This window comes from Pseudomonas sp. 2024-210, assembly GCF_045062345.1.
GTDB lineage: Bacteria > Pseudomonadota > Gammaproteobacteria > Pseudomonadales > Pseudomonadaceae > Aquipseudomonas.
Window position 1 is genome coordinate 327,332 of sequence record NZ_JBJGEJ010000004.1, and the last position, 17,325, is coordinate 344,656.

The following is a 17,325-nucleotide window of genomic DNA, read 5'->3' on the forward strand; positions in this document are numbered from 1 at the left end:
GCAGATTATTTCATGCGGCCGGGTCGCAGGGATTAGTCCGTTTGAGGGCGTCTTGGCCTTTAGCTACGGTTGGCTTGTCAGTTATTTGGGCCCTTCAGCATCGCCTGGAACTGCGCCAAGGGCACCGGTCGGCTGTGCAGATAACCTTGGTAAAGATGGCAGCCCAGGCTCTGCAAGAACGCTAACTGGCTCTGCTGTTCCACACCTTCAGCGACCACTGTGATCTTCAAGCTGTGTGCCATTGCAACAATGGCACGGATAATTTCTGTATCGCTTGGGTCATTGATGGCGTCCTGGATGAACGATTTATCAATCTTTAACGTGTCCACTGGCAGACGTTTCAGGTGGGTCAGCGAGGAATAGCCCGTGCCAAAATCATCCATTGCGAAGCTCACGCCCAAGGCCATCAGCTGGCGCATTTTGCCGATGATGTCCTCCAGGTTCTGAATGACGATACCTTCGGTAATCTCAAGTTTGAGTATCGAAGCTGGCAGCGTGTGATTGCTCAGGCTGGCTTGGACCCGCTCGACAAAGTCATTTTGGCGAAACTGGCGCGGGCTGATGTTGACGCATAGTCTGAAGCTGTTCGGGTCAATCAAGTCTTCATCAAGTAACAGGCGTAATGATCGACAGGCTTCCTCAAGCGCCCAAGTGCCGACGTCAACGATCAATCCGCTGTCTTCAAGGATGCTGATGAACTCGGCAGGCGCTTGTGCACCCCGTTGCGGATGTTCCCAGCGCAACAGCGCTTCGGCGCCAACGATGCGGTTTTCGCGGGCGTCAACTTGTGGTTGAAAGTGCAGGCTGAACTCGTTACGGACCAATGCAGTGCGCAAATCGCTTTCCAGGCTCATCCGCTCAGTGGCAGCGGTTTGCATCGCAAAGTCGAAAAGCTGGACGGTGTTGCGGCCGCAGTCCTTGGCCCGGTACAAGGCTATGTCGGCACGCTTGAGCAGGTCGGCAGGCTGGGTCCCATGCTCCGGCAGGATAACTATGCCAATGCTGGGCGTGACTTGCAGGCGCTGGCCGTCCAGAAACAGGGGTTCGGCCAGTAACTGACGCAACGCATCGGCCGTGTTGCGTACCGAGTGTGTCACCTCCTGGAGCGTACCCTTGAGGCCGGTCAGCACCACGACAAACTCGTCACCGCCCAAGCGGGCTACGGTGTCTTCGCTGCGCACGCTGGTTTCAAGGCGAGCCGTGATGATGCGCAGCACCGAATCGCCCACGGGATGGCCCAGAGAGTCATTGATGTGCTTGAAATGGTCCAGGTCAAGAAACAACAAGGCCCCACGCAGGTCATGACGGTTGAGCATCGAAGTTAACTGGCTCAAGCGGTCCATCAGCAGGGCACGATTGGGCAAATTGGTCAGCGGGTCATGGTAGGCCAGGTGCCTGACTTGGGCCTGAGCGATCTTTAGCTGGCTGATGTCTCGGGCGGTCAGCAATATGCACGGCGTAGCGTTGAGGGTGATCGGCTCGATAGACACTTCAACGTGAAGTACAGCACCACTCTTGGAGCGACCTGTGATTTCCCTGTGCGTGATTCGGCCCTTATCGCGCAGTTCGTTCATTAATGCCTGGCGCTTTGAATAATCGCCCCAAATGCCCAGCTCATAAGGGCTGCAACCAATGGCTTCAGCGCTGCTGTACCCCGTCAGTCGACTAAAACCCTCATTGACTTCCAGATAGCGACCGCTGAACAGCTCGCTGATAGTGATGGCGTCGGGGCTGGAGTGAAACGCCTTGGCGAATTTGTCTTCGGAAACACTCAAGCGCTGACGTTGAAACGTAACTTCGCGAATGATGCCCAACATGAGAGGCCTGCCATTTTTCAGGTTGACGAGGCTCCCTCGCACCTCCAACCAGTGCAGGCTACCGTCCGGCCAGCGGATCCGGTGGTGGATGAACTCCTGCCTGGCATTACCATTGATCACGTCTTGGAACGCGCGCTGCGCCTTGGGCCAGTCGTCAAAAGAGAGATTGCCCAAGCGCTCGAGATTGTCAGGCAATACCTGCTCGGCATCCAGGCCAAATAACGCGTGAACACCTTTTGACCAGCTGATCTCGCCGCTGTCGAGATCCCAGCTCCAGGCGCCTGATTGTGCGGCGTTCAGGGCTGCGAGCAAGTGGCTTGCGTTGTTCCAGCAAAGCGCTTGAGTGTGTAGCGCTTGCTTATCGTCCGTGGGGTTAGCCATGTACTGCGATCCTTGAACTCGAAACCAGGTGGCGGATTCAGGACAGCTCGTTGCAAGGGGTTGAGACCTGACCATCGAGTAATGTCATGAACGCATGAGCGGCATTCGACAGCGTTCTTTCGGTATGTACGATGTAGCCCAGTTGTCGGGTCAATTGAATACCCGGCAAACGGATCGAGGCAACTTGCTCGTCCAGCATGGTGCGTGGCAGCACGCTCCAAGCCAGACCAATGGACACCATCATCTTGATAGTTTCCAGATAGTTAGTACTCATGGCGATGTTCGGTGTCAGCCCCTGTGCTTCAAACAGGCGCTGCACAATATGGTGGGTAAACGTATTACCCCCCGGAAACACCGCTGGATGATGCGCAATGTCAGCCATGTTGACCACCGGTTGACGGGTAAGAGAGTGCTCGGGGGCGACCACAAAGTCCAGCGGATCATCCCACACCGATACGGCGCGAATCAGCGAGTGGGGTTCAGGTGCCAAGGTGATCACGGCCAACTCAGCGCGGCCATGAAGAATTTCTTCGTAGGCCACTTCTGAATCGAGAAACTGAATATCCAGCGCGACTTTCGGATAGAGACGCGTGAACTCGCGCAGCAAGGGCGGCAGGCGGTGCAACCCGATGTGATGACTGGTGGCCAAGGTCAATCGCCCACTGACTTCGCCATTGAGGTTATTCAAGGCCCTGCGGGTGTCATCCAGCACATTGAGAATCTGATAGGCACGCGGCAATAAGGCCCGTCCTGCTTCGGTCAAGCTGACTTCACGGCCCAGGCGATCGAACAACCGGAGTTTGAGTTGCTGCTCAATGCTGGCAATGCGTTTGCTGATGGCGGGCTGAGTCAGAAACAGCCGCTCGGCTGCCCCGGAAAAGCTTCCGGTTTCAGCAATGGCAATAAATGCATTGAGATTCGCGAGATCCATCTGTTCGAATTCCTATTGGTTATCCAAAGCATGAAAATTATGAATTTGAGTTATTCACTGTAACGCCATAGGATCGACCTCACAAGCCAAGTGGTTATTGGCGCAGAAAAGTAGCTGATGAGGAAACCGTCTGATGGCCGGCAAAACGCTCTACGACAAGCTCTGGGATTCGCATTTGGTCAAGCAGCGCGACGATGGCTCGGCGCTGATCTACATCGACCGTCACATCATCCATGAAGTGACCTCGCCGCAAGCTTTTGAAGGCTTGCGTCTGGCCAAGCGCAAGCCTTGGCGTATCGATGCCAACATCGCCACCCCGGACCATAACGTACCGACCACGCCAGAGCGTAAAGGCGGGATCGAAGCGATTGCCGACCAGGTTTCGCGCTTACAGGTGCAGACCCTGGACGATAACTGTGACGAATATGGCATCACTGAATTCAAGATGAATGACGTGCGTCAAGGAATCGTTCACGTGATCGGCCCGGAGCAGGGCGCGACCTTGCCCGGCATGACCGTTGTCTGTGGCGACTCCCATACCTCGACCCACGGTGCGTTCGGCGCCTTGGCCCACGGTATTGGCACTTCCGAAGTCGAGCACGTGCTGGCCACGCAGTGCCTGGTCGCCCAAAAAATGAAAAACATGCTGGTTTTGGTTGAAGGTCAGTTGCCGTTCGGCGTGACCGCCAAAGACATCGTGTTGGCCGTCATTGGCAAAATCGGCACGGCGGGCGGCAATGGCCATGCCATCGAGTTCGCCGGCAGCGCGATTCGTGACCTGTCGGTTGAGGGCCGCATGACCATCTGCAACATGTCCATTGAAGCCGGTGCCCGCGTTGGCCTGGTGGCTGCGGACCAGAAGACGGTGGATTACGTCAAAGGGCGTCCTTTCTCGCCCAAAGGCGCTGAGTGGGATTTGGCAGTCGAGGCGTGGAAAGACCTTGTCTCCGACGCTGATGCAACGTTTGACACGGTGGTCGAGCTGGATGCTACGCAGATCAAGCCACAAGTCAGCTGGGGCACGTCACCAGAAATGGTGTTGGCCGTTGATCAAAACGTGCCCGACCCGGCGCAGGAAACGGATCTGGTCAAGCGTGGCTCCATCGAGCGCGCCTTGAAATACATGGGCCTGAACGCTAATCAAGCGATCACCGACATCCAGCTCGATCGGGTGTTTATCGGCTCATGCACCAATTCGCGGATTGAGGATTTGCGTGCAGCTGCGGTGATTGCCAAGGGCCGCAAAGTAGCGTCCACCATTAAACAGGCGATTGTAGTGCCGGGTTCAGGGCTGGTTAAGGCTCAAGCGGAATCGGAAGGTCTGGACAAAATTTTCATTGAGGCCGGTTTCGAATGGCGTGAACCGGGTTGCTCGATGTGCCTGGCGATGAACCCCGACCGCCTGGAGTCGGGCGAGCATTGCGCATCGACCTCCAACCGCAACTTCGAAGGCCGTCAGGGTGCCGGTGGTCGTACACATTTGGTGAGCCCGGCCATGGCCGCCGCCGCTGCTGTTAACGGTCGTTTTATCGACGTTCGCGAATTGATCTGAGGAGCGCAACATGAAAGCTTTTACCCAGCACACCGGGCTTGTCGCACCTTTGGATCGCGCCAACGTCGACACCGATCAGATCATTCCCAAGCAGTTTTTGAAATCGATCAAACGCACCGGCTTCGGCCCCAACTTGTTTGACGAGTGGCGTTATCTGGATGTCGGGCAACCGTATCAGGACAATTCCAAGCGCCCGTTAAACAAAGATTTTGTGCTCAATGCCGAGCGTTATCAGGGTGCCAGTGTGTTGCTGGCCCGTGAAAACTTCGGCTGCGGCTCCAGCCGTGAGCACGCGCCGTGGGCGTTGGAAGAGTACGGCTTTCGCAGCATTATCGCGCCGAGCTACGCCGACATCTTTTTCAACAACAGTTTCAAAAACGGGTTGTTGCCGATCATTTTGAGCGACGCCGAAGTGGAGGACTTGTTTGCTCAGGTTGAAGCCGAGCCGGGTTACCAGCTCACGATCGACCTTGAGGCGCAAACGGTCACTCGCCCTGACGGCAAGGTGCTGAGTTTTGAAATCGATGCATTCCGTAAGCATTGCCTGCTCAATGGCCTTGACGATATTGGCCTGACCTTGCAGGACGCTGATTCGATTGCTGCATTTGAAAGCAAGCACCGGGCGAGCCAGCCGTGGTTGTTTCGCGACGCTTGATTGCATTAGATCTTCGTAGCAACTGCCGCAAGCTGCGTAAGGCGACGCAGTCATCGTGAAGTCAGAGCATGCGTTTTTCAGGCTTTACGATTGCTGCGCAACCGGACTTAGCCTGCGGCAACTGCTACAGGTTTGGCGTTACCTTGAAAGGAAGTTGTCATGACCAGAACCGCCCCTCACAGCCAGGTTGTACAAAAACAGTTCGGTGAACAGGCTTCGGCCTATTTGAGCAGCTCCGTGCACGCACAAGGCACTGAATTCGGCCTGCTAAAGGCCGAGTTGGCCGGCAAGTCACAGGCGCGGGTGCTGGATTTGGGCTGCGGTGCAGGTCATGTCAGTTTTCATGTGGCAGCACTGGTAAAAGAGGTGGTGGCTTACGACCTGTCGCAGCAAATGCTTGATGTGGTGAGCGCGGCGGGTATTGATCGGGGGCTGGCCAATATCAGCACCGTCTGCGGGGCGGCAGAACGCTTGCCGTTTGCCGATGGCGAGTTTGATTACGTGTTCAGCCGTTACTCGGCACACCATTGGAGCGATTTGGGGCTGGCGCTGCGTGAAGTGCGTCGGGTGCTCAAACCGGGCGGGGTGGCGGCCTTTATCGATGTCATGTCGCCGGGCAATCCATTGTTCGACACCTATTTGCAAAGTGTCGAAGTGCTGCGTGATACCAGTCATGTGCGTGACTATTCAGCAGGCGAGTGGTTGCACCAGATCAATGAGGCAGGTTTGCAGGTGCGCAGCACACGGCGTCAGCGTTTGCGTTTAGAGTTCGCTTCCTGGATCGAGCGTATGCGTACGCCGCCGGTCATGAGCGCCGCCATTCGCGAGCTGCAACAGTCCATGGGCAACGAAGTGCGCGAGTACTTTGAAATTGCCGCCGATGGCTCGTTCAGTACCGATGTGCTGGTGCTGTGGGCCGAGAAGTAATTCCGACTATTAAAGATGCGCCTGCGGGGGCATCAACCGACAAAAAAGAGGAACTCATGAGCAAGCAGATTCTGATTCTCCCAGGCGATGGCATCGGTCCGGAAATCATGACCGAAGCGGTCAAGGTGCTGGCGTTGGCCAACGACAAGTTCAACCTGAACTTCGAGATGACTCATGACGTCATTGGCGGTGCGGCCATCGACAAGCACGGCGTGCCGCTGGCTGATGAAACGCTGGAGCGTGCTCGTGCCGCCGACGCAGTATTGTTGGGTGCAGTGGGTGGCCCCAAGTGGGACACCATCGAGCGTGATATTCGCCCTGAACGGGGTCTGCTGAAAATCCGTGCGCAATTGGGGCTGTTCGGCAACTTGCGTCCGGCCATCCTTTATCCGCAACTGGCGGACGCATCGAGCCTTAAGCCGGAAATCGTTTCGGGGCTGGATATTCTGATTGTTCGTGAATTGACCGGTGGCATCTATTTCGGCGCGCCACGCGGCACCCGTGAGCTGGAAAACGGCGAGCGTCAGGCTTATGACACGCTGCCTTACAGCGAAAGCGAAATTCGCCGCATTGCCCGTGTCGGTTTTGATATGGCCCGTGTGCGGGGCAAAAAGCTGTGTTCGGTAGACAAAGCCAACGTATTGGCCTCCAGCCAACTGTGGCGTGAAGTGGTTGAGCAAGTGGCCAAGGACTACCCGGACGTTGAACTGAGCCACATGTACGTCGACAACGCGGCCATGCAACTGGTGCGTGCACCCAAGCAGTTCGACGTGATCGTCACTGACAACTTGTTCGGCGACATCCTGTCTGATGAGGCTTCAATGCTGACCGGCTCGATTGGCATGCTGCCGTCGGCATCGCTGGATGCCCACAACAAAGGCATGTACGAACCTTGCCACGGCTCGGCGCCGGACATCGCAGGGCAGGGCATTGCCAACCCGCTGGCGACCATTTTGTCGGTCTCGATGATGCTGCGTTACAGCTTCAATCAGCAGGCTGCCGCTGACGCCATCGAGAAGGCCGTAAGCCTGGTTTTGGACCAGGGACTGCGCACCGGCGATATCTGGTCGGCGGGTTGCACCAAGGTTGGAACACAGGAAATGGGTGACGCAGTAGTCGCGGCGCTACAGAATCTGTAATCTCTCGGGCCCGTTACTTCCTGTTGGTGGAAGTAACGACCCCACTTTTTGTTAAAGGTGTCGTTGCGATGAAGCGTGTAGGTCTGGTCGGTTGGCGCGGTATGGTTGGTTCCGTGCTCATGCAGCGGATGCTGGAAGAGCAGGATTTCGATCTTATTGAGCCGGTGTTTTTCACCACTTCCAATGTCGGTGGACAAGGTCCGTCCGTGGGCAAGGATATTGCTCCGCTCAAGGACGCTTACAACATTGAAGAGTTGAAAACCCTCGATGTGATCCTGACCTGCCAGGGCGGCGACTACACCAATGAGGTGTTCCCCAAGCTGCGTGAGGCAGGCTGGCAAGGTTACTGGATTGATGCAGCATCGAGCCTGCGCATGCAGGATGATGCGGTCATCATTCTGGATCCGGTCAACCGCAAGGTTATTGACCATCAACTGGATGCGGGCACCAAGAACTATATCGGTGGTAACTGCACGGTCAGTCTGATGTTGATGGGCCTTGGCGGTCTGTTCGAAGCCGGTCTGGTGGAGTGGATGAGCGCGATGACGTATCAGGCGGCCTCGGGCGCCGGCGCGCAGAACATGCGCGAACTGATCAAGCAAATGGGCGCGACTCACGCCGCTGTTGCCGATCAACTGGCTGATCCGGCCAGCGCAATTCTGGATATTGACCGTCGTGTGGCCGACGCCATGCGCAGCGAAGCGTATCCGACTGAAAACTTTGGCGTGCCATTGGCCGGCAGCTTGATCCCGTGGATCGACAAAGAGCTGCCAAACGGTCAAAGCCGCGAAGAGTGGAAAGCGCAAGCTGAGACCAACAAGATTCTGGGCCGGTTCAAAAACCCGGTTCCGGTGGACGGTATCTGCGTGCGTATCGGTGCGATGCGCTGCCACAGCCAGGCACTGACCATCAAGCTGAACAAAGATGTGCCAATCGCGGACATCGAAGGCCTGATCAGCCAGCACAACCCTTGGGTCAAGCTGGTGCCAAACCATCGTGACATCAGCATGCAAGAGCTGAGTCCGACCAAAGTGACGGGCACCCTGAACGTACCGGTTGGCCGACTGCGCAAGCTGAACATGGGTTCGCAGTTCCTCGGTGCTTTCACCGTGGGCGACCAGTTGTTGTGGGGCGCGGCTGAGCCGTTGCGCCGCATGCTGCGGATTCTGCTGGAGCGTTGATTCGCTGATGCACTACAAAAACCGTGTTTTCTGCAAAGAAGCACGGTTTTTTTGTGGGTGTTGATGCATCGCTACACCTGTTGTCCCGGTCGTGTCATGACTGTTATATCCCTTCAACACATGTCACTTGCAGCGTCCGCGCGTAAATGCCTGATCAAACCCACGGCTGATCACCATTAACGAGCATTTTTATGGCAATACCCACCGTGCAACGCAACTTGCGGCAGCTGAGCAGACATAAGCTTGCTAGCGTCTTCCTGCACCTTGCTTTAATTGCCTGGCTCACCCCGGGCAGTTAAAGTGCGCCTCCCCACGTTTCGCCTGAGGCAGATCCATGAACCAGACCTTTGATATCGCCGTCGTCGGCGCCACCGGCACTGTTGGCGAAACCATTGTGCAAATTCTTGAAGAGCGCAATTTTCCTGTAGCCGACTTGCACCTGCTGGCCAGCATCGAGTCCGCCGGAAGCTCGGTGCCATTTCGTGGCAAAAACGTCAGAGTGCGTGAAGTGGATGTGTTCGACTTCAGCAACGTTCAGGTGGTTTTCTTTGCCGCCGGGCCAGCGGTGACCTCCAGCTACGCGGCCAAAGCATCGGCTGCTGGGTGTGCGGTGATTGATTTGTCGGGCGTTTTGCCTGCCTTGCAGGCGCCGCAAGTGGTGCCCGAGGCTAATGCGCAGGTCCTGGCCGGTTTGCCCAAGCCTGTACAAGTCAGCAGTCCAAGCCCGTCGGCGACCGCCCTGGCTGTGGCACTTGCGCCGTTGCGCGGTTTACACGATTTTCAGCGCGTCACTGTGACGGCGTGTCTGGCCGTTTCCGCTCAAGGGCGCGAGGCCGTTTCCGAGTTAGCGCGTCAAACCACGGCGCTGCTGAACCTGCATCCGCTTGAATCAAATTTCTTTGATCGTCAGATGGCCTTCAACTTGCTTGCACAAGTCGGTACACCAGATGAACAAGGCCATGTTCCGCTGGAAAAACGTCTGGTCACACAACTGCGTGAAATATTGGATTTGCCGACACTCAAAGTGTCAGTGACGTGCATTCAAGCTCCGGTGTTTTTTGGCGATAGCTTTAGTGTGTCGGTGCAAATGGCCGAGCCAGTCGATTTGGATGCTGTTAATGCAGCGCTTGAGGCCGCCGACGGTCTTGAGTTGGTTGACGCAGGCGACTACCCGACGGCGGTAGGGGATGCTGTTGGCCAGGACGTGGTCTATGTAGGCCGAGTTCGCCACGGTGTGGACGATACTTCTGAACTTAATCTTTGGATAGCATCAGATAACGTACGTAAAGGCGCTGCCTTGAATGCCGTGCAACTGGCTGAGTTGTTGATAAAAGACTTGCCGTAAAAGATACTTGGCGTCAATTTCCAGCAGGGTTCAAGAGCCGCTCTGGGGCCATGTGTCTTAAGGCGCAAGTCTTGGGCACTATCTTCGGGCAGTAGCTATTCGGATCTCGCAGGACGAGATCTGTACCAATAAGGAAGAGCGATGCTTCAGGTTCGCAAATTAGTGTTAGCAATAGCTGCCGCTTCAGCGCTGTCATCCGGTATGGCGCAGGCGCTTGGGCTCGGAGAGCTGACTCTGAAATCGACTCAGAACCAGCCTCTGCTGGCTGAAATCGAGTTGCTGGATGTCAAGGATCTTACAGCCGCAGAAGTGGTGCCGAGCCTGGCCCCTGCGGACGAGTTCAACAAGGCAGGCGTGCCACGTCCGGCTTTTTTGGATGAGTTGCGTTTTACCCCGGTGATCAATGCCGAAGGCAAGAGCGTGCTACGCGTTACGTCCAGTCAGCCGCTGTCCGAACCCTTTGTAAAATTTCTGGTGCAAGTCATGTGGCCAAGCGGTCGCTTGCTTCGTGACTACAGCGTCATGCTCGATCCTGCTAAGTTTTCGCCACAAACCGCTGCGGCTGCCTCGGCTCCGATTGCGGCCGCCACTGCTGGCGCGCCTGGGCAGTACACCACAACGCCTCGCGACACCTTGTGGGAAATCGCGGCAAAGGCGGCCAATGGTGGCTCGGTTCAACAGACGATGCTGGCCATTCAGGCGCTAAACCCTGATGCGTTTATCAATGGCAATATCAATCGTCTGAAAACCGGGCAAGTGTTGCGTCTGCCTGACGCCTCGCAGAGTGTTCAGTTGCCGCAGGCCAAAGCGCTCGGTGAAGTGGCTTCACAGAACGCTGATTGGCGTAATGGTCGCCGTACGGTGCCATTGCCCCAGCAGCTGGATGCAACACGACGTCAGCCGGTTGAAGCCGTTCGCCCGGCCAGGGCTGCTGGCAATGACAACCTGAGCCTGGTGGCGGCGCAGCCAGCCAATGGTAATGGTAATGGTAATGGCGCAGCTGGGGACGCCGGGAATATCGCTGCACAGCTAGCGATGGCTCAGGAAGGTTTGGATTCAAGCCGTCGTGAAAATACCGAGCTGCAAAGCCGGATGAACGATTTGCAAAGCCAACTGGACAAGCTGCAACGCTTGATCGAGTTGAAAAATGATCAACTGGCCAAGCTGGAGGCCGGCGGCGCAGCTTCTGGCGACCCTGCTACTGCGATCCCGGCTCAGTTGGCCGCACAAGCTGTAGATGCCCCAGAGGCGGATATCGAGCCCGCGCAAGAAGGTTCACCCGCCACCGCTGTGCCGCCTGCACCCACGCAGGGCGAGCATCCTGCCTCAGCGGGTGAGCGCAGTCTTCAGGGTCTGCTTGGCAGTCCAATGCTGATGGGCTTGGCAGGTGGTGCAGCTGTTTTGCTGTTATTGCTGTTACTGCTGCTGGCTCGTCGCCGCAAAGCCTTGCAAGCGGCGCAACGGCACGAGCGCATGGCACGGGAGCTGGAAGATGATGCGCATTTTGCGTCTGATCTGGACCTGCCAGAAAGTAACTTTGCCGGGCTTGAAGTGCCACCCCCAAGCCCTACGCTCGAAGAAGCTCCAGCTCCAGCTGCTGATATCCCTCCCGTCATTGGCGCTTTGTCATTGGCCAAACCTGGTGATGTGCTGGCTCAGGCAGAGCGGCTGATTGCACAGCAACAGCTGGATGAGGCCGTAGCGCTGCTCAAAAGTGCAATCGAAAAAGAGCCTCAACGCAGTGACTTGCGTCTCAAGCTGATGCAGATCTACGGCGAGCAGGGCGAACGTGAGGCTTTTATTGCTCAAGAGCGTCAGTTGGTCGCCAACGGCAAGAATCATGCTGAAGTCGAACAACTCAAAGCGCGTTATCCGGCCATGTTGGCGGCGGCAGCTACTGGGATCGCTACGGCTGCAGTTGCCGCGCAACTTGAAGAGCAGTTCGTTGATGAAATGCTGCGTGATGACAGGGCGCTCGAGCCTGAGTTTGATCACGACTTCGACCTGAGCCTTGATGAGCTGGAAACCGCATCCCCCGCCGAACTGTTGCCTGCACAACCACTGGATCAGCCAGTGCCAGGCAGTGAGCAAAGCTTTGAGGACGTGCTCAAGCAGCAAGCTGAGGCTCAAGTAGCGGGTGATGAACAGCCAGATCTAGATTTAAGCTTGCCGGCTGATTTCGATCTGTCGTTGGCGCCGGAGGGCGGAGAGGCTGAAGCTGAGCCCGACAGCTTTTCCATTGAGCTGGACAAGGTCAACGCGGAGTTGCAGCGCTTGTCGCAAAGCCTGGAGCAACCCTCGCTTGAGTCGGCATTTGCTGATGACCCCGAACCGGATTTCTTGTCCGGTTCGGATGAAACCGCGACCAAGCTGGATTTGGCTGAGGCTTACATTGACATGGGTGATGATGAAGGGGCACGGGATATTCTGGCGGAGGTGATTGCTGAAGGTAACCCTGAGCAACAGGCTGAAGCCCTCGAGATGTTGTCTCGACTGGTCTGATGGTCTGAGTCCTTAAACGCCAGCGGCAGCCTTTATGGCTGCCGTTGTTGTCTGTGGCATCCGGATTTGTCGCGCGCTCATCATTTGTTTCATGGCGTCTGGCCGGTGTCGCCTTATAATGGCCGACTTTGCGTTGATCAGTAGGCTGTCACCCCTTGGCAAATATAGATAACCCAGTAGCCGAAATGGCCCCCGAGGGCTTTTACCGCATCGCGCTGGGCGTGGAATACAAAGGCTCGCGCTACAGCGGCTGGCAGCGCCAGGCCAATGGTGTGTTGACCGTTCAGGAAACCCTTGAGAGCGCGTTATCAAAAGTTGCCGCATCGCCAGTGTCTTTGATGTGCGCGGGCCGTACCGACGCTGGTGTGCACGCCTGTGGGCAAGTGGTGCATTTTGATACTCAGGCCGAGCGCTCCCTCAAAGCGTGGGTCATGGGCGCCAATATCAACTTGCCCCATGACATCAGTGTGACGTGGGCCAAAGTCATGCCGGCGGAATTTCATGCGCGCTTCAAGGCCATCGCTCGCCGTTATCGGTATGTGATTTACAACGATCAGATCCGCCCGGCACATTTGAATCAGGAAGTGACCTGGAATCATCGCCCTTTGGATGTTGATCGCATGGCTGAGGCCGCCCAGTATTTGCTGGGCGTTCATGACTTTAGCGCCTTCCGCGCTGGACAATGCCAAGCCAAGTCGCCGATCAAGGAGATGCATCATCTGCGGGTCACCCGTCATGGGCGAATGATTGTGCTGGATATCCGCGCCAGTGCCTTCTTGCATCACATGGTGCGCAACATTGCCGGGGTATTGATGACCATCGGTTCAGGCGAGCGGCCGGTTGAGTGGATGAAAGAGGTTCTTGAAAGCCGCGCTCGTCGTTCTGGGGGCGTAACGGCGCACCCCTATGGCCTGTATCTGGTTCAGGTTGAGTATCGGGACGAGTTCCAGTTGCCAGAGCGTTACATTGGCCCACATTTCTTAACGGGTTTTACCGAACTCGGCGGCTGACGCCCGGATAAGCATTTGTTACCATCCGGGACTTTCGCGCTCAAATGTCGGGGTGTTATCGAGATGTCCGTTGTTCGCAGCAAGATCTGCGGTATTACCCGCATAGAAGATGCACTGGCTGCAGTTGCAGCCGGTGCTGACGCCATCGGCTTTGTGTTTTACGCAAAAAGCCCGCGGGCTGTGACCGCAGTGCAAGCACGGGCCATCATTGCGGCGCTGCCGCCTTTCGTCACAACGGTCGGGTTGTTCGTTAACGCAAGTGCTTGTGAGCTGAACGAAACACTTGATGCCGTACCTCTGGACCTGTTGCAGTTCCACGGCGATGAAACCCCTGAGCAATGCGAAGGCTATCACCGTCCTTACATCAAAGCCCTGCGGGTAAAGGCGGGCGACGACATCGCCGGTGCTTGCAAAACCTATGCAAGTGCCAGCGGTATACTCCTCGATGCGTATGTCGAAGGCGTGCCGGGGGGAACTGGTCAGGCGTTTGACTGGTCTTTGATACCGCAGGATTTATCCCGGCCCATCATCCTGGCGGGCGGCTTGACCGTCGACAACGTCGCACAGGCTATTGCTCAGGTGCGACCTTATGCCGTGGATGTCAGTGGCGGGGTGGAAAAGAGCAAGGGCATCAAGGATCACGACAAGATTCGTGCCTTCATGCATAACGTGCGCGCAACAAACTGATGCGTTATGTGACGGTTGGCAGTCTGCCACCGTCCATCAATACCGCTGTGAAAAGCAGGCGGGCCCTGTGGTTTGACGGGCAAAAATTAACATGGCAACCGCTCTGGGGCGTGTTGTCAGGAAGGCTGAGGGTTTCTTGGGGGTTAGGCTGGTTTGCCCTGTGCTGACCGCTGCCTTCGAGCACCATCGCCGCATATCTATTGAAATTAGCTCAAGGGCATACACGGGGCCTGAACCCAAGTGTTCAGGTCGCCGGTACTGGAGAAAAAAAGCATGAGCAACTGGTTGGTAGACAAGCTGATTCCTTCGATCATGCGTTCCGAGGTCAAAAAGAGCTCGGTACCTGAAGGCCTGTGGCACAAATGCCCGTCTTGTGACGCTGTGCTTTATCGTCCTGAGTTGGAAAAGACCCTGGACGTTTGCCCTAAATGTAATCACCACATGCGCATTGGTGCGCGTGCCCGCATCAATATTTTCCTGGATGCCGAAGGTCGCGACGAACTGGGCGCTGACCTGGAGCCTGTTGATCGCCTGAAGTTTCGCGACAGCAAAAAGTACAAGGACCGTCTGGTCGGCGCGCAGAAGCAGACTGGCGAGAAAGACGCACTGATCTCGATGAGCGGTACGTTGCTGGGCATGCCGGTGGTGGTGTCGGCGTTTGAATTCTCCTTCATGGGCGGCTCGATGGGCGCGATCGTGGGTGAGCGCTTTGTGCGTGCCGCCAACTATGCACTCGAAAACCGCTGCCCGATGATTTGCTTCGCGGCCTCGGGTGGTGCGCGTATGCAGGAAGCCCTGATCTCCCTGATGCAAATGGCCAAGACCTCTGCGGTGCTGGCGCGTCTGCGTGAAGAAGGCATTCCGTTTATTTCGGTACTGACTGATCCGGTATACGGCGGTGTATCGGCCAGTCTGGCAATGCTCGGCGATGTGATCGTGGCTGAGCCCAAAGCGCTGATCGGTTTTGCCGGGCCGCGTGTTATTGAGCAAACCGTGCGCGAAAAATTGCCTGAAGGCTTCCAGCGCAGTGAATTCCTGCTGGAGCACGGTGCAATTGACATGATCATTGCTCGTCAGGAATTGCGTCCACGTCTGGGCAACCTGCTGGCACAAATGATGGGCTTGCCGACCCCGGTATTCGTCGCGCCACCGGTTGAAGCCATCGTTGTTCCGCCTGCGCCAGCCAACCTATGACCCAGCGCACCCTTGGCGAGTGGCTCGCCTATCTTGAACAGTTGCATCCAGCAGCCATCGATATGGGCCTGGATCGCGCGCGCGAGGTAACGAGTCGCATGAGCTTGCAAAAGCCCGCGCCTCGGGTGGTGACGGTTACTGGAACGAACGGCAAAGGCTCGACTTGTGCATTTGTAGCCTCACTGCTGCGGGCCCAAGGCCTCAAAGTAGGTGTATACAGCTCGCCGCATTTACTGCGCTACAACGAGCGCGTGCAAATCGACGGTGCCGAAGTATCCGATGAACAGCTCTGCGAGGCATTCGCGGCTCTGGATGCTGGGCGTGGCGAGACGTCGTTGACGTATTTTGAGATGGGCACGCTGGCGGCCTTCTGGCTGTTCGAGCGTGCTCAGCTGGATGCCGTGGTACTGGAAGTCGGCCTGGGCGGGCGACTGGATGCGGTCAATCTGGTCGATGCTGACATGGCGTTGATCACCAGTATCGGTGTTGATCACGTGGAGTACCTGGGTAACACCCGTGAGTCAGTGGCGTATGAAAAAGCGGGCATCTTGCGTGCTGGCAAGCCTGCATTGTGCGGCGATCTGGCCCCCCCGCAACCCTTGTTAGACAAAGCGAGTGAGTTGGGCTGCCCGCTATTCTTGCGCGGGCGTGACTTTGATCTGTCTGCAGCTGGATCGGTCTGGCACTGGAAAGGGCGGAGTGCTACGGGAAGCCCGCTGGAGCTGCGAGATTTGCCGTTGCTCGATTTGCCCATGGAAAACGCCGCGCTGGCCGTGCAGGCTTATGCCTTGACGGACTTGCCTTGGCAGCCTGAGCGGATCGTTCAAGCCTTGCTGGACACGCACGTTACCGGACGCCTGGATCGCCGGCGCTTTAACTGGCAGGGTAAAACTCTGAATTTGCTGCTTGATGTGGGCCATAACCCCCATGCAGCCCACTATTTGCTTCAGCGCTTGCAGCAGCGTCCAGTGGCAGGTCAACGGCTTGCGGTGTTTGGCTTGCTGGCGGACAAGGATCTGGATGGCGTAGTGTCAACGCTAGCGCCTGTTGTCACTCATTGGGCCGTGGCACCGCTGAACACGGGGCGTACACGTCCGGCAGATGAGCTTGAGGCTGCGCTGAAAAACCTCGGGGCTTCGGTTTTGGCGTTTGGCAGTGTTGATGCTGCACTCGAGGCGCAGTGCGAGCGTGCAACCCCCGAAGACGAAATTTTGTTGTTCGGTTCATTTTATTGCGTCGCACAAGCGCTTGAATGGCTGGAGCGGCGCGCCACGGAGGAGTCGGCAAATGGCTTTGCTGGATAAGGTATACAAGCAACGGATGGTCGGTGCCTTGGTGTTAGTGGCGTTGGCTGTGATTTTTTTGCCGATGCTGTTCACCCGTGAAGATGAGCAACGGCAAATTCAGGTGGATGTACCCACGGCACCTCAGGTTCCAGTGATGCCTCAGGTTCAGGTAGAGCCTGTTCCCGTACCTGAGCCGCAGCCTATTGCCGAAGAGCCAGCCCCTCCAGAAGACGTTGCTCAAGAGCAAGTGGCTCCGCCGCCTGCTGCGCCGGCACCGGCCGCTGTAGTGAGCAAACCGGTGGCGGCAGTCAAACCACCGGCCGTCACTCCGGCTCAGACGGTTGCGCATGCGCCTGCCAAGCTCGACACCACACAAAAACGTGTAGACGCCAATGGCTTGCCCGTTAGTTGGTCGGTTCAATTGGTGAGCCTGTCGAACCGTGCAAGCGCTGATAACCTTCAAAAAACCCTTCGTAATCAAGGTTATAACGCTTATGTGCGTTCTTCCGGGGGGATGAATCGAGTTTTTGTCGGTCCTTTGCTTGAGCGCGCCGAGGCTGATCGTCTACGTGACATGCTCGGCAAGCAGCAAAATCTCAAGGGTTTTGTCGTGCGCTTCCAGCCCGAGCGAGGTTAAGCGCCGTCAAAGGTTCAATCTGATTGCGCGTGCGGTGATAAATCGGCTTACCTGAGTGGCGGCGCTCTGCTAAAATGCGCC

Annotated in this window: 14 protein-coding genes; 12 read left to right on the forward strand and 2 right to left on the reverse strand. The window is 56.8% G+C overall.

What is annotated here, in order from left to right; genetic code table 11:
- Positions 1 to 77: 77 nt before the first annotated feature.
- Complete coding sequence (locus tag ACI7MX_RS08405; protein ID WP_405590403.1) at positions 78 to 2,198, reverse strand: putative bifunctional diguanylate cyclase/phosphodiesterase; 2,121 nt, start codon at positions 2,196 to 2,198, stop codon at positions 78 to 80.
- Between the two features lie 37 nt (positions 2,199 to 2,235).
- Positions 2,236 to 3,129, reverse strand: coding sequence for a LysR family transcriptional regulator (locus ACI7MX_RS08410; RefSeq protein ID WP_314487271.1), 894 nt, complete (start codon positions 3,127 to 3,129; stop codon positions 2,236 to 2,238).
- A 133-nt stretch (positions 3,130 to 3,262) separates the two neighbouring features.
- Here ACI7MX_RS08410 and leuC point away from each other — a divergent pair, with 133 nt between their 5' ends.
- From leuC to ACI7MX_RS08470, 12 genes are all read left to right on the forward strand, one after another.
- Entirely contained in the window at positions 3,263 to 4,681 is a 1,419-nt protein-coding gene (gene leuC, locus ACI7MX_RS08415) for a 3-isopropylmalate dehydratase large subunit (RefSeq protein WP_314487274.1), read from the forward strand.
- Between the two features lie 10 nt (positions 4,682 to 4,691).
- Complete coding sequence (gene leuD, locus ACI7MX_RS08420; protein WP_405590398.1) at positions 4,692 to 5,336, forward strand: 3-isopropylmalate dehydratase small subunit; 645 nt, start codon at positions 4,692 to 4,694, stop codon at positions 5,334 to 5,336.
- Between the two features lie 159 nt (positions 5,337 to 5,495).
- On the forward strand, positions 5,496 to 6,263 hold the full coding sequence (locus ACI7MX_RS08425; RefSeq protein ID WP_405590395.1) for a class I SAM-dependent methyltransferase: 768 nt from the start codon (positions 5,496 to 5,498) through the stop codon (positions 6,261 to 6,263).
- Positions 6,264 to 6,319: 56 nt separating this feature from the next.
- Positions 6,320 to 7,402, forward strand: a complete 1,083-nt coding sequence (gene leuB, locus ACI7MX_RS08430; RefSeq protein WP_405590392.1) for a 3-isopropylmalate dehydrogenase — start codon at positions 6,320 to 6,322, stop codon at positions 7,400 to 7,402.
- A 68-nt stretch (positions 7,403 to 7,470) separates the two neighbouring features.
- On the forward strand, positions 7,471 to 8,583 hold the full coding sequence (gene asd, locus ACI7MX_RS08435; protein WP_314487284.1) for an aspartate-semialdehyde dehydrogenase: 1,113 nt from the start codon (positions 7,471 to 7,473) through the stop codon (positions 8,581 to 8,583).
- 334 nt (positions 8,584 to 8,917) lie between these two features.
- Positions 8,918 to 9,928, forward strand: coding sequence for an aspartate-semialdehyde dehydrogenase (locus ACI7MX_RS08440; RefSeq protein ID WP_405590388.1), 1,011 nt, complete (start codon positions 8,918 to 8,920; stop codon positions 9,926 to 9,928).
- Positions 9,929 to 10,069: 141 nt separating this feature from the next.
- Positions 10,070 to 12,430 carry a FimV/HubP family polar landmark protein gene (locus tag ACI7MX_RS08445; RefSeq protein ID WP_405590385.1) on the forward strand — a complete coding sequence of 787 codons (2,361 nt, stop codon included), beginning with the start codon at positions 10,070 to 10,072 and terminating at the stop codon, positions 12,428 to 12,430.
- Between the two features lie 185 nt (positions 12,431 to 12,615).
- Positions 12,616 to 13,440: a tRNA pseudouridine(38-40) synthase TruA gene (gene truA / locus ACI7MX_RS08450; RefSeq protein ID WP_405590489.1), complete on the forward strand. Its 825-nt coding sequence runs from the start codon at positions 12,616 to 12,618 to the stop codon at positions 13,438 to 13,440.
- A gap of 63 nt (positions 13,441 to 13,503) precedes the next feature.
- A complete protein-coding gene (locus tag ACI7MX_RS08455) occupies positions 13,504 to 14,127 on the forward strand; it encodes a phosphoribosylanthranilate isomerase (RefSeq protein WP_314487293.1) in 624 nt (207 codons plus the stop codon).
- A gap of 273 nt (positions 14,128 to 14,400) precedes the next feature.
- Positions 14,401 to 15,321, forward strand: coding sequence for an acetyl-CoA carboxylase, carboxyltransferase subunit beta (gene accD, locus ACI7MX_RS08460; RefSeq protein WP_314487296.1), 921 nt, complete (start codon positions 14,401 to 14,403; stop codon positions 15,319 to 15,321).
- On the forward strand, positions 15,318 to 16,625 hold the full coding sequence (folC, locus tag ACI7MX_RS08465; protein WP_405590381.1) for a bifunctional tetrahydrofolate synthase/dihydrofolate synthase: 1,308 nt from the start codon (positions 15,318 to 15,320) through the stop codon (positions 16,623 to 16,625). Before accD ends, folC begins: the two co-directional genes overlap by 4 nt.
- Positions 16,609 to 17,244 carry an SPOR domain-containing protein gene (locus tag ACI7MX_RS08470; protein ID WP_405590378.1) on the forward strand — a complete coding sequence of 212 codons (636 nt, stop codon included), beginning with the start codon at positions 16,609 to 16,611 and terminating at the stop codon, positions 17,242 to 17,244. Before folC ends, ACI7MX_RS08470 begins: the two co-directional genes overlap by 17 nt.
- Positions 17,245 to 17,325: the final 81 nt, after the last annotated feature.